Here is a 13,212-nt window from a genome sequence, read left to right on the forward strand (position 1 = left end):
TTGAACGTCCCTGAAATCGGTGAAACCATTGGGGATGGAAACGCATTTCAAATCATGGGCCGAGGTTGCCCCCCGCTTGGTGGCCGTCGCAGCAGGCCGCGATAAGGCCGATCTGGTCATTCGCGGCGGCAGGCTGGTCAACGTACAAACCCGCGAAATTCTTGATGGTTGGCAGGTTGCTGTGGCCGAGGGACGCTTTGCCTACGTCGGCCCTGACGCGTCGCATTGTATTGGTCCCGACACCCGCGTGATCGAGGCGGAAGGCCGCTATCTGATTCCCGGCCTCTGCGACGGACACATGCATATCGAAAGCGGGATGCTGACGCCCGCCGAATTTGCAGCCGCTGTGATCCCCCATGGCACGACCACCATGTTCACCGATCCGCATGAGATCGCCAATGTGCTGGGGCTGCGCGGTGTCCGCATGATGCATGACGAGGCGCTGATGCAGCCCGTCAACATTTACACACAGATGCCATCCTGTGCGCCCTCTGCACCTGGGCTTGAGACCACAGGATTCGAGATTTCCGCAGATGATGTGGCCGAGGCGATGGCGTGGCCCGGCATCATCGGCTTGGGCGAGATGATGAATTTCCCCGGTGTGATCAACGGCGATCCGCAGATGCTGGCGGAAATGGCCGCGACGATGAATGCGGGCAAGACCGTAGGTGGACACTATGCCAGCCCTGACAAGGGGGTGGCGTTTTCGGCCTATGTCGCGGGCGGTGCCGCCGATGATCACGAAGGCACCGCGGAGGCCGACGCGATTGCCCGCGCGCGCAACGGGATGCGGTCGATGATGCGGCTGGGGTCGGCGTGGTATGATGTGGAAAGCCAGATTACCGCTGTGACCGAAAAGGGGCTTGATCCGCGCAATTTCATCCTCTGCACCGATGACTGCCATTCCGGCACGTTGGTGAATGACGGCCATATGAACCGCGTGGTGCGCCATGCCATCGCTTGTGGCTGTGATCCGGTAATCGCGCTGCAAATGGCCACGATCAACACGGCCACCCATTTCGGGCTGGAGCGCGAGCTTGGCTCGATCGCGCCGGGGCGTCGGGCGGATATGATCCTGACCTCTGATCTGGTGACATTGCCGATTGAAGAGGTGATCGCGCGCGGTCAGACCGTCGCGCGTGACGGCAAGATTACCGTGACCTGTCCGCATTACGACTGGCCCGATGATGCACGCAAGACAGTGCATATGGGCAAGGTTCTCGGGGATGCAGACTTTGCCATTCATGCGCCTCAGGGCAAGAACAAGGTCAAAGCCAAGGTCATCGGCGTCGTCGAAAACCAGGCACCGACCGAAGCGCTAACCGCCGAATTGCCTGTCGTTGACGGGTTGGTTGAGGGTGAAGGCGATACCTATCAGATCGCCCTTGTCGAACGGCACCAAGGCACCGGAAAGGTCGTAAACGGCTTTGTGTCGGGGTTCGGATACACGGGCAAAATGGCCATGGCCTCGACCGTGGCACATGACAGTCACCATATGATCGTCGTGGGCACGGACCGTGCAATGATGGCTGCCGCCGCGAACCGACTGGGTGAGGTCGGCGGCGGCGTGACCGTCTGGAAAGATGGTGAGGAACTGGCGCTGGTGGAACTGCCTATTGCCGGCCTGATGTCCGATTGCCCTGCTGCCGAAGTAGCCGCCAAAGCCGACCAGATGGTTGCTGCGATGGCCACTTGCGGGTGCACATTGAATAACGCCTATATGCAGCACTCGCTGCTGGCGCTTGTCGTCATCCCCTCGTTACGGATCTCTGATCTGGGGCTGGTGGATGTCGATAAGTTTGAAATTACAGATATATTTGAGGAAAACGCATGAATGTTGCACAAGAGGTGTCAATCCGGACACCTGAAGTCCCCGCGCCAGAGGCATTTACTGACGCGAAACTGGCCGTTGTCAGGCTGCAAGAGCTTTATGACACGGCAGTGAAATTCCTGTCCGAGAATTTCGCCACCGCGCTGCGGCATGGCCAGCCTGACACACGGGTGCGGGCCTACTACCCTGAAATCCGCCTGACGACGACAACACACGCCAAGATGGATTCGCGGTTGTCTTTCGGGCATGTGGCCGAACCGGGGGTTTATGCCACAACGGTTACACGCCCCGACCTGTTCGCATCCTATCTTGAACAACAAATCGGGCTTTTGCTGGCCAGTCACGGTGTACCTGTGATTATCGGCGCATCCGGCACAGAAATGCCGGTGCATTTTGCCGCGGCAAATGATCCGGGGCTCACGGTGCCCCATGACGGGTCGATGGAATTCAATCTGCGCGATGCATTTGATGTACCGGACCTGAGCACGACACATGACAGCATCGTGAACGGCTCGGGTTTTCAGTACCCTGACGGGGCGCACCCTTTGGCGCCTTTCACGGCGCAGCGAGTTGATTACTCACTGGCGCGTCTAGCACATTATACGGCGACTGCGCCCGAGCATTTCCAGAACCACGTGCTCTTTACCAACTACCAGTTCTACGTTGAGGAGTTTGAATCCTTCGCGCGCCAGATGCTGGCGGACCCCGACAGCGGCTATACCAGCTTTGTCAGTACCGGGAATGTCGAGATATTCGATGCCGATGCGCCTGTTCCTATGCCCGCGAAATTGCCGCAAATGCCGACCTATCACCTCAAACGCAAGAACGGTGCGGGGATCACGTTGGTCAATATCGGTGTGGGGCCTTCGAACGCGAAAACCGCGACCGATCATATCGCCGTGCTGCGGCCCCATGCGTGGTTGATGGTCGGGCACTGCGCCGGGCTGCGCAATTCGCAACGCTTGGGTGATTTCGTGCTGGCACATGCTTACCTGCGCGAAGACCACGTGCTGGATGATGATCTGCCTGTCTGGGTCCCGATCCCTGCTTTGGCAGAAATCCAGATTGCGCTGGAAACGGCAGTAGCGGATGTGACCAAGCTTGAAGGTTATGAGTTGAAGCGGATCATGCGCACAGGCACCGTTGCCACCATCGACAACCGGAACTGGGAATTGCGCGAACAAGCTGGCCCCGTGCAACGGCTTTCCCAATCGCGTGCGATTGCGCTGGATATGGAAAGTGCCACTATTGCCGCCAACGGGTTCCGGTTTCGCGTCCCCTATGGCACGCTGCTTTGCGTCAGCGACAAGCCGCTGCATGGTGAGTTGAAACTGCCCGGGATGGCGTCGGAGTTCTATAAAACACAGGTTGCGGCCCATCTGATGATAGGTATTCGTGCGATGGAACGGTTGCGCGAAATGCCGCTGGAGCGCATTCACAGCCGCAAATTGCGCAGTTTTGAAGAGACAGCTTTCCTCTAAACAGCCAAAAAGTGCGAAAACCTGCTCTTTTTCACTTGTAATGGTACACTAATCATTGTGGTGTCCCACAACATACCGTTAAATGTGCGGGTAATAGGCCCTACTGCTGGGGCGAATGAGGGAGACCAGTAAAATGGCGACAAAACCAATGACAAAGGCGCAGCTGGTTGCTGCACTTGCAGAAGAAACAGGCATGGACAAAAAAGCAGCCGGTGCTGCGCTTGATGCTGTGACAGACATCATCACCAAAGAAGTTTCCGGCGGCGGTGCTGTGACACTTCCAGGTGTTGGCAAGATCTATTGCCGCGAGCGCCCAGAGCGTATGGTCCGCAACCCTGCCACGGGTGAGCAGATCAAGAAAGAAGCCGACAAGGTTGTCAAAATGACAATCGCCAAAGCGCTGAAAGACAGCGTCAACGGCTAAGCCATCGCAGGCCCTCGGGCCGGATGCAGAGTTTGGGAAAGGTCGCCGGTGAAGGCGACCTTTTTCGTTTCGGGATACACAGTGCGGCGCGACAACAGTCCAGCCTTGCAATCAGCCGCGCGCTCGGCGTAACTCGGCACCAAAGGGGATCACATGGACATCAAAGCAATCGCGATGGGGCTGGCGTTCGCGCTGATGTGGTCGTCGGCATTCACCTCTGCCCGCGTGATTGTCGAGTATGCGCCGCCGCTTAGTGCGCTGGCACTCCGGTTTCTGATTTCAGGTGTGATCGGTGTGGGCATCGCGTTTCTGCTTGGCCAGTCCGCGCGGCTGAGCCGGCGGCAGTGGACAGGCGTGGTGATCTTTGGTGTCTGTCAGAACGCGTTGTATCTGGGTCTCAATTTTGTTGCCATGCAGACGATTCCTGCGTCTTTGGCGGCCATCATTGCCTCGACCATGCCGTTGCTGGTGGCTTTGTCGGGATGGCTGGTTTTCGGCAATAAAGTGCGGCCTCTGGGCATCATCGGCCTGATTGCCGGTGTTGTCGGCGTTGTTCTGATCATGGGAGCGCGGCTGCAAGGTGGCGTCGATCTCTTCGGGGTTGTCCTTTGTGTGATCGGGGTTGTGTCGCTGACTATTGCCACTATGGCTGTCTTGGGCGCGTCGTCAGGCGGAAATGTCCTGATGATCGTCGGTCTACAGATGCTGGTGGGGAGTGCGTTTCTGTGGGTTCCAGCCCTCACAATTGAAACCTGGGATGTCACGTGGAACTGGCAGTTGGGGGTCGCGTTTATCTACACAACAATCGTGCCAGGATTGGGTGCGACGCTGGTTTGGTTCTTGCTGGTGGGCCGGATTGGCGCGGTCAGGGCCTCGACCTTTCACTTTCTCAACCCGTTTCTGGGGGTTGCGACCGCTGCGATCATTCTGGGCGAAAAGATCGGCGTGCTGGATGTGCTGGGCGTTGCGATTATCGCAGGTGGTATTTTGGCGGTTCAGCTGTCCAAACAGTAAGGTGGATCAAGATCCACCTTACCCGATCTGCCCGCGCACGCCGCCGGTTTGACCACGATCCAGCAGCAGATGATCAAGGATCACACAAGCCATCATCGCTTCACCGACAGGGACTGCGCGGATACCCACACAAGGATCATGCCGTCCTTTTGTCACGACCTCGGTCGGGGTGCCATCCATGCGGATGGATTTGCGCGGCGACAGGATCGAAGAGGTTGGTTTCACGGCAAAGCGCACGACAATGTCCTGCCCTGTGCTGATCCCGCCCAGAATACCGCCTGCGTGGTTCGAGGAATATTCCGGCCCGTTCGGCCCCATGAAAATCTCGTCAGCGTTGTCGCGTCCGGTAAGCGCAGCGGCAGCCATCCCTTCACCGATTTCCACGCCTTTCACGGCATTGATCGACATCATCGCAGCGGCCAGATCAGTGTCTAACTTGGCGTAAACAGGCGCGCCGATGCCCGCAGGCACGCCACGCGCGACAACCTCGATAATCGCGCCGACCGAGTTGTGATCGTCCTTGCGCAGCCATGCCAGATAGTCGTTCCACTCGGCGGCTGCTTCGGCGTCGGGACAGAAGAAATCATTCTGGTCGATCTGGTCCCAGTCGACCTTGCTGCGATCAATCGCTTTGGTGCCCATCTGGGTCATATAGCCCTTGATCTCTACGTTCGGCGCAATCGCCTTGATCGCCTCGCGCGCCACACCGCCCGCAGCCACGCGCGACGCGGTTTCGCGCGCCGAAGACCGCCCGCCACCGCGTGGATCGCGCAGCCCGTATTTCTGGTGATAGGTGATATCCGCATGACCGGGACGGAACGTGTTCAGGATATCGCCATAGTCTTTTGACCGCTGGTCGGTGTTTTCGATCATCAACTGGATCGGCGTACCTGTGGTCTTACCCTCATAGACGCCGGACAGGATTTTCACCGCATCGGGTTCATTCCGCTGGGTTGTGTTCTTGTTCAGACCGGGGCGGCGTTTATCCATCCACTGCTGGATCATCGGCGCCTCAAGCGGCACGCCGGGCGGGCAGCCGTCAACCGTGGCACCCAAGGCAGGCCCATGGCTTTCACCCCAAGTAGTGAAACGAAACAAATGTCCGAAGCTGTTAATCGACATGGGCATCTCCCTTTGCACATGGGGTCTAGCTGGGGTGACAATCAGGCTCAAGAGGTTTCCCTTGTCCTTCGGTCTATTCCGCAATACCTAGGGCGTACCTCGGGGGGCCTATCATGGCTGAGATGCGTAGCACGCGGACCCGTTGAACCTGAACCGGTTAAGACCGGCGGAGGGAAGGTATGGCAATCCCGCTATCCCCCAATCCGCCCGTCGCATTTGGAGGATACGATGAAAAACACCACCTATCTGCCAGTTGTCGCGGGACTTGCTCTTTGTGCTTCGGCCGCACTCGCCGAAACGCCTGTGCTGCAAGTCATGACTTACGACAGCTTTACCAGCGAATGGGGCCCCGGCCCTGCGGTTGAAGCCGCTTTCGAGGCGCAATGCGCCTGTGATCTGCAGTTCGTGGGTGCAGGTGACGGGGCTTCACTGCTGGCCCGTCTGCAACTGGAAGGGCCGCGCACAGAGGCCGATATCGTCTTGGGGCTGGATACAAACCTGACAGCCGCTGCGCGCGAGACGGGGCTATTTGCGCCGCATGGCGTTGCTGCGGACCTTGATCTGCCTGTTGCATGGAATGATGCGGATTTCCTGCCGTTCGACTGGGGCTATTTCGCCTTCGTCGGAAATGCAGGTGCGGATGCGCCGGCATCCCTGCGTGCTTTGGCCGACAGTGACATCCAGATTGTCATTCAGGACCCCCGCTCATCCACGCCCGGTCTGGGTCTGTTGATGTGGGTGAAGGCCGCTTACGGCGATGGAGCTGCAACGCTCTGGGCCGATCTGGCCGACAACATCATAACTGTCACACCGGGTTGGTCCGAAGCTTACGGCATGTTCCTTGACGGTCAGGCTGATGCGGTTTTGTCCTACACGACCTCGCCTGCCTACCACCTGATTGCCGAGGAAGATGACAGCAAGGTCGCATGGTCCTTTGATGAAGGGCACTACATGCAAGTCGAAGTGGCGGGCAAAGTCGCAGGCACCGATCAGCCGGAACTGGCGGATCAGTTCCTTGCTTTCATGGTGTCGGATGCGTTTCAAAGCGTGATTCCCACAACGAACTGGATGTATCCGGCGGTCATTCCGGCGGCGGGCCTGCCTGACGGGTTCGAGACTTTGATGACGCCTGAAACATCACTCTTGTTGTCACCGGAAGATGCAGCCGCCATGCGTGATGCGGCCCTGGACGAATGGCGCACAGCCTTGTCCCAGTAACACCGCGCTGGCCCGGCGTCGCAGTTGCGGCGCTGGTGCTTGCGCTCACCCTTGGCACGCTGGCGGCTGTTGGCTGGCGTGCCGAATGGGTGGGTGGCCTCGCCCCTGCGGATTGGGCCGCGGTCAGGTTTACGCTTGTGCAGGCGTTTCTGTCTGCGCTGCTGAGTGTCCTGCTGGCCGTTCCCGTAGCGCGGGCTTTGGCACGGCGTGGTTTCTACGGGCGGGATTTGCTGATTACCCTGCTCGGGGCACCATTCCTTCTGCCGGTTATTGTCGCGGTGCTTGGTCTTCTGGCGATTTTTGGCCGTGGCGGTCTTTTGAATGATGGCCTGGTCTGGCTGGGGTTTCAGCCTGTTTCGATTTTCGGTTTACACGGTGTGGTGCTGGCCCACGTGTTCTTTAACATGCCCTTGGCGGTGCGGTTTATTTTGCAAGGCTGGCTCTCCATCCCCGCCGAGCGGTTTCGCCTTGCGGCATCGCTGAATGCACCGGTTGGCCGGTTGCTCGAATGGCCAATGCTTCGTTCAGTGGTGCCAGGTACGTTTCTGGTTATCTTTCTCATTTGTCTGACCAGTTTTGCGGTTGCCCTGACGATGGGCGGCGGGCCGCGGGCAACGACAGTTGAACTGGCGATCTATCAGGCGGTCCGGTTCGATTTCGATCTGGGACGGGCCGCATTGCTGGCCTGCATCCAGTTCGGGCTCTGTGTGGTGGCCGCCGCTCTGGCGTGGGGGGTGACAGGGAATGATCCGATGGGTGCCGGCATGGACCGTGTCGTGCAGCGTTGGGATTTGCCGCGGCCTGTGGTGGACTATGCTGTAATCGCCGTGGCCGCACTTTTTCTGCTGCTGCCCTTGGGGATGATTGTGGTCCGCGGGCTGCCTGCGTTCCCCGACATGCCTGCAACGGTCTGGGCTGCGGCATTGCGGTCGCTCTGTGTCGCCATCGGCTCGGCGGCGCTTTGTGTCTTGATGGCCCTTGCGCTGGCTTTGCGTGGCGGCGCCATGGTGTCTGTGGTTGGTGTGATGCCGCTCGCGGCGTCTGGATTGGTCGTCGGGACGGGTGCATTCCTGATCGTGTTTCCCTTTGTCCGTCCGGCTGATGTTGCGTTGCTGGTGACCATGCTGGTGAACGCGACACTCGCTTTGCCTTTCGCGCTCCGCGCCATTGCCCCGACTGTTGACCAGATCAACCAAAGCTATGGCCGTTTAGGGCTCGCGCTGGATATGCGCGGATGGACGTGGCTACGATGGGTTGTTCTGCCCCGTCTGCGGCGTCCGCTGGGGTTTGCGGCGGGTTTGGCGGCGGCCTTGTCGATGGGTGATCTGGGCGTGATCGCCTTGTTTGCGGGCCAAGAACAAGAGACCTTGCCGCTGGCGATGTATCGTTTGATGGGTGCATACCGGATGGAGACAGCGGCAAGTGCGGCGCTGTTGCTGGTGGTGCTGAGTTTTGCGCTGTTCTGGATCTGTGACCGATGGGGGCGTGGACGTGTTGAGATGTGAAAACCTGGTCCTGCAGCAGGGTGCGTTTTCCTTGTGTGCGGATGTTGTGTTCGCGCGTGGAAAAGTGGTGGCTTTGATCGGGCCGTCCGGTGCGGGCAAGTCGACGCTCTTGGCGGGGCTGGCGGGGTTTCTTGCGCCTGTGTCAGGTCGCGTGAACCTTGACGGTATCGATGTGACGGATGAAGAGCCAGGTAAGCGGCCTGTCAGTATGCTCTTTCAGGACAACAACCTGTTTCCACATTTGACCGTGGCGCAGAATGTCGGTTTGGGGCTGCGGCCGGACCTGCGGTTGACCGTCGCACAGCAAGAACAGGTTACTGCGGCCCTCGCTGAGGTCGGATTGGCGGGTATGGAAGTACGCAAACCCGCCGCATTATCGGGCGGGCAGCAAAGCCGCGTGGCGCTGGCGCGCGTGCTTGTGGCGGATCGGCCTGTCGTTCTGCTTGACGAGCCCTTTTCCGCGCTTGGCCCCGCACTCAAGGATGAAATGCTTGATCTGGTGAAATCCAAACTGGTTGCGGCAGGAAAGACAGTCGTGATGGTCACGCATGATCCGGCTGATGCACGGCGCATCGCGGATATGGTTGCTCTGGTGGATGCAGGCAAGGTACATGCGCCCGTTGCGACCGATGCGTTGTTTGATAATCCGCCAGCCGCGCTCAGGGCTTATCTGGGGTAAGGTGGATCAGGATCCACCTTACAAAATGCAAAAGGCCCGCCAATTTGGCGGGCCTTTGTGTTTCTTGTGCCGGTTGACTTAGTCTTTGTGCTTATGCGGTGCCCAAAGACGCTTGTTTGTCAGGTACAACAACACAGACAGAACCGTCAGGAACAGGACGCCGGTCAGACCAGCCTGCTTGCGCGCAACCAGCTTTGGTTCGGCTGTCCACATCAGGAATGCTGCAACATCCTGCGCGACCGCTTCAAGTTCGGTGGAAGAACCATCTGCATAGTCAACGTCATCGCCCCAAAGAGGCTGTGACATTGCAATCCATGACCCGGGCACCTTGTGCTTGCCATGTTCGTCTTTGCAGCTTTCAGGGAAACCGCCAGCTGCGAAGGCGACATTGTAGAAGCCGTCCATCGGCTCGCCTTCCAGTGCGCACTCAGGCTCTTCGTGGTAGCCGGTCATCAATGACGCGATGTATTCCGCGCCGCCCATGCCGTTTACGAACTGGCTGATGCCTGTACCGTACGGGCCGCTAAAGCCCGCACGCGCCTTTGCCATCAGGCTGAGGTCAGGTGCGTTGGAAAGGCTCGATTCAGGGAACTTGTCTGCTGGCGTTGCCGGGCGGAAATCGCCCTCGCCATCAAACAGGGACTGATCGAAAACTTCGTAGAACTCGGCGTAGGCCCGCATCTGGTCTTCAGGAAGCCCGGGGCCGCCTTCGTCAGACAGGTTGCGGAAAGCGACGAATTCCAGCCCGTGGCAGGCGGCACAGATTTCAGTGTAGACCTGAAGACCACGCTGAAGTTGCATCTGGTCATAGCTGCCGAATGGGCCTTCGAACGAGAAATCATAGTCGGTGACTTCAATTTCAAGTTCAGCGGCGGTGGCCTGCCCTGCGGTGAGGGCAAGCGCCATTGCTGCGGTGAGTGATAGTTTGCGGAACATGACTATTCGTCCTTTCTCACTCGGCCGGGCTGGCAACAGGCTTGGCGCCGTCACCTTTCGGCGCGTAGTGCGCATTGAAGTCGTCTTCGATGGTTGCTGGTGGTGTGTTCGGCTTTTCGATCACGCCCAAGAGCGGCAGGATCACCAGGAAGTAGGCGAACCAATATGTCGAACCGATCAGCGCGATGTAGGGATAGATACCCTCAGCAGGGCGCGCACCGACCCACATCAGCAGGACGAAGTTAACGGCAAAGAGCCAGAACCACCACTTGAACATCGGACGGTAGCGACCCGAGCGGACCGACGATGTATCCAGCCACGGGGCCAGCGCCATCACAACGATCGCGCCGAACATCGCGATCACACCAAAGAACTTGGCGTCGATGATGCCGAATGTGATCCAGTTGACCGCAATCACCAGCCACACGTCCTGGTCGAACGCACGCAGTACGGCGTAGAATGGCAGGAAGTACCATTCAGGCACGATGTGCGATGGTGTCGCCAGCGGGTTTGCCGGGATGTAGTTGTCCGGGTGGCCAAGGTAGTTCGGCATAAAGCCGACGACTGCCATGAACACGGCCAAAATAATGGCCAGCGCAAACAGGTCCTTGATCACGAAGTACGGCCAGAATGGCAGCGTATCTTTGGCAGCATCTTCTTTGGATGTGCGACGCACCTCGACACCGGTCGGGTTGTTGTTGCCGGTGGTGTGGAACGCCCAGACGTGCACGATTGTCAGACCCAACAGGATGAAGGGCAGCAGATAGTGCAGCGAGAAGAAGCGGTTCAGCGCCGGCTGCGCAATCGCACCGTTTGGTGTACCCAAGAGCCAGATCTGAATGCTTTCACCCACAAACGGGATCGCGCCGAACAGGCCTGTGATAACGGCTGTACCGTGGAACGACATCTGGCCCCATGGCAGCACGTAACCCATAAAGGCCGTGCCCATCATCAGGACATACATCAACATGCCCACGATCCATGTCACCTCGCGTGGTGATTTGTATGAACCGTAGTACAGCGAACGGAAGATGTGCGCGTAAACGGCCACAAAGAACAGCGATGCGCCGTTCTGGTGGAAATAGCGGATCATATGGCCGCCGTTGACGTCGCGCATGATGTGCTCGACCGACGCAAAGGCCATATCAACGTGCGGCACATAATGCATCACTAGCACGATACCGGTGACGATCTGCAGCACGAGAGTGAAAACAAGAACGATACCCCAGATCCACATCCAGTTGAGGTTCTTGGGTGTGGGGATCATCAGGGTGTCATACATCAAGCCAACGATCGGCAGGCGCTTGTGAAGCCACTTTTCGCCGCCAGACTTTGGCTCGTAATGGTCGTGGGGAATTCCGCCCATGGGTTTCTCTCCTTAACCGAGTTGAATAGTTGTTTCGTCCACGAAGGACGCGACAGGAACGGGCAGATTGCTTGGCGCTGGGCCACGGCGAATCCGGCCGGAAGTATCGTAGTGTGATCCGTGGCACGGGCAGAACCAGCCGCCAAAATCACCTGCGTCACCCAAAGGCACACAGCCAAGGTGTGTACAAACACCCATCTGGACCAGCCAAACACCATCTTCTGTCAGTGCGCGGTTTTCGTCAGTGGCTGGCGTTCCGTCAGGCAGGTTCGCGTTCTCGGCGCTCTGGTCCGGAAGGTCCGACAGTTCGACGGCGCGCGCTTCGGCGATTTCTTCTTCGGTACGGGACCGGATAAAGACCGGTTTACCTTGCCAAAGCACTGTGATCTGGGTGCCTGGGGCGACCGCGCTGACATCAACGCGGATCGAGGCGAGCGCCAAAACATCGGCGGAAGGGTTCATCTGGTTTACCAGTGGCCAAACTGCGGCGCCCGTTACCACAACACCCGCACCAGCGGTTGCGTAATAAAGAAAGTCGCGGCGTGTGCCCTGATGATCATCTGCATGTGACACTGGATGCATCTCCGATTCTTTTGATGGGCTCTACGCCCGCACGAGAAAATAGACCGACGGGTCGGTCAGTCAATTTGAGCGCTGTTTAACTATCAAACCATTCAAGGTCCAGCGGACAATCGGGCGCAGGCCCATAAGACAGTCCTGTTATGCGCTAACAGCGAACACTTCGTTAAACAGGCGGAAAGAATCACCTGTGGCCCATTCAGGCAAAACAGCCTAAACTTCTGGCGGAAATGATGGAATTCGCCCAACTGTGGCAATAGTGTGGCGGGAATTTCCGATAAAATACGGCTATTTGTGTCAGTGACGCCACATGCGCGCAGCAACACGCCTCTGGGCGTTAGTGTTTTATTGTCAGCTTTGTGGCAGGTCTCTACCCGAGTTAGGTGCCACTCATTTCGGACAAGCTGCTATGCGCCGTGCCCTGTCATATTGCCTTTGTGCTGTCATTGCACCTGCCCTCGCGATAGCGGATGTGCAGTTGAGCTTTTATGGAGGCGCGCAGACCGCGCCAGCGTCTGATATTTCGATTCGTGATCCATTGATTGGGGCGGATGACTTTTCCCAGGATTGGGAAGGGCGGTCGTCCGAGGCGCCGATTTACTACGGGGTGCGTGCAACACGCTGGCAGTCGCCGACATTCGGGTACGGACTGGATTTCGCACACAACAAGGTCTACCCCGCCAACGGTATCGCAGCACCCGGTTACGAGGTGCTGGAATTTACTGACGGTCTGAATACTCTGACGCTCAATGCGTATCGGCGTTGGAATGACGTACTTGGCGATGTGACGCCCTATGTTGGCGGTGGGATCGGTTTGGCCGTGCCGCATGTCGAGGTCGTCAACGGCAGTTCCGAGACAAACGGCTACCAACTGACGGGTCCCGCCGCGACGCTGGTAGCCGGTGCCGCCATGCCCATCAACGACCAATGGTCCGTATTCGGCGAATACAAAGGCACATTCTCATCCAACCGTGCTGATCTTGATAGTGGCGGCACGCTTGAAACCGACATTTTCACAAATGCCGTCAATTTTGGCGTCAGCTTCGATTTCTAGCGC

12 protein-coding genes and 1 riboswitch are annotated in these 13,212 nt (G+C 58.3%); of the genes, 8 read left to right on the top strand and 4 right to left on the bottom strand.

Going from position 1 to position 13,212, the window contains the following annotated elements:
• The first annotated feature begins 34 nt into the window (after positions 1 to 34).
• From ade to C7964_RS00710, 4 genes are all read left to right on the top strand, one after another.
• Positions 35 to 1,834: an adenine deaminase gene (ade, locus tag C7964_RS00695; protein WP_110277805.1), complete on the top strand. Its 1,800-nt coding sequence runs from the start codon at positions 35 to 37 to the stop codon at positions 1,832 to 1,834.
• Positions 1,831 to 3,312 carry an AMP nucleosidase gene (locus tag C7964_RS00700; protein WP_110277806.1) on the top strand — a complete coding sequence of 494 codons (1,482 nt, stop codon included), beginning with the start codon at positions 1,831 to 1,833 and terminating at the stop codon, positions 3,310 to 3,312. Before ade ends, C7964_RS00700 begins: the two co-directional genes overlap by 4 nt.
• Positions 3,313 to 3,445: 133 nt before the next feature.
• Positions 3,446 to 3,736, top strand: a complete 291-nt coding sequence (locus C7964_RS00705; RefSeq protein WP_055295176.1) for an HU family DNA-binding protein — start codon at positions 3,446 to 3,448, stop codon at positions 3,734 to 3,736.
• Positions 3,737 to 3,889: 153 nt separating this feature from the next.
• The gene (locus tag C7964_RS00710) at positions 3,890 to 4,750 is read left to right on the top strand and encodes a DMT family transporter (RefSeq protein ID WP_110277807.1); all 861 of its coding nucleotides are present in this window, start codon (positions 3,890 to 3,892) and stop codon (positions 4,748 to 4,750) included.
• An 18-nt stretch (positions 4,751 to 4,768) separates the two neighbouring features.
• Here the strand turns inward: C7964_RS00710 and aroC are convergent, their stop codons facing one another.
• Positions 4,769 to 5,872 (bottom strand): chorismate synthase, encoded by a 1,104-nt coding sequence (gene aroC / locus C7964_RS00715; RefSeq protein ID WP_110277808.1) that lies wholly within the window; start codon positions 5,870 to 5,872, stop codon positions 4,769 to 4,771.
• A gap of 90 nt (positions 5,873 to 5,962) precedes the next feature.
• Positions 5,963 to 6,064: riboswitch (TPP riboswitch) on the top strand.
• A gap of 36 nt (positions 6,065 to 6,100) precedes the next feature.
• On the opposite strand from aroC, the gene thiB reads away from it, so the two are divergent.
• Genes thiB through thiQ form a run of 3 tightly spaced genes read left to right on the top strand, consistent with a single transcriptional unit; the run spans position 6,101 to position 9,274 of the window.
• The gene (thiB, locus tag C7964_RS00720) at positions 6,101 to 7,090 is read left to right on the top strand and encodes a thiamine ABC transporter substrate binding subunit (RefSeq protein WP_110277809.1); all 990 of its coding nucleotides are present in this window, start codon (positions 6,101 to 6,103) and stop codon (positions 7,088 to 7,090) included.
• Positions 7,066 to 8,595: a thiamine/thiamine pyrophosphate ABC transporter permease ThiP gene (locus C7964_RS00725; RefSeq protein ID WP_110277810.1), complete on the top strand. Its 1,530-nt coding sequence runs from the start codon at positions 7,066 to 7,068 to the stop codon at positions 8,593 to 8,595. The genes thiB and C7964_RS00725 overlap by 25 nt, the downstream gene beginning before the upstream one ends.
• Positions 8,582 to 9,274, top strand: coding sequence for a thiamine ABC transporter ATP-binding protein (gene thiQ, locus C7964_RS00730; protein ID WP_110278493.1), 693 nt, complete (start codon positions 8,582 to 8,584; stop codon positions 9,272 to 9,274). Before C7964_RS00725 ends, thiQ begins: the two co-directional genes overlap by 14 nt.
• A 78-nt stretch (positions 9,275 to 9,352) precedes the next feature.
• Here thiQ and C7964_RS00735 read toward each other — a convergent pair whose 3' ends face one another.
• From C7964_RS00735 to petA, 3 genes are read right to left on the bottom strand one after another with little or no spacing between them, the layout of a single operon-like run.
• A complete protein-coding gene (locus C7964_RS00735) occupies positions 9,353 to 10,210 on the bottom strand; it encodes a cytochrome c1 (protein ID WP_181417073.1) in 858 nt (285 codons plus the stop codon).
• A gap of 16 nt (positions 10,211 to 10,226) precedes the next feature.
• Positions 10,227 to 11,576, bottom strand: a complete 1,350-nt coding sequence (locus C7964_RS00740) for a cytochrome b (RefSeq protein WP_110277811.1) — start codon at positions 11,574 to 11,576, stop codon at positions 10,227 to 10,229.
• A 12-nt stretch (positions 11,577 to 11,588) separates the two neighbouring features.
• Positions 11,589 to 12,149, bottom strand: coding sequence for a ubiquinol-cytochrome c reductase iron-sulfur subunit (gene petA, locus C7964_RS00745; protein WP_110278495.1), 561 nt, complete (start codon positions 12,147 to 12,149; stop codon positions 11,589 to 11,591).
• A gap of 415 nt (positions 12,150 to 12,564) precedes the next feature.
• Here petA and C7964_RS00750 point away from each other — a divergent pair, with 415 nt between their 5' ends.
• Complete coding sequence (locus C7964_RS00750; protein ID WP_110277812.1) at positions 12,565 to 13,209, top strand: outer membrane protein; 645 nt, start codon at positions 12,565 to 12,567, stop codon at positions 13,207 to 13,209.
• Positions 13,210 to 13,212 lie beyond the last annotated feature (3 nt).

Origin of the sequence: Loktanella sp. PT4BL (assembly GCF_003201935.1) — a bacterium.
Lineage (GTDB): Bacteria > Pseudomonadota > Alphaproteobacteria > Rhodobacterales > Rhodobacteraceae > Yoonia.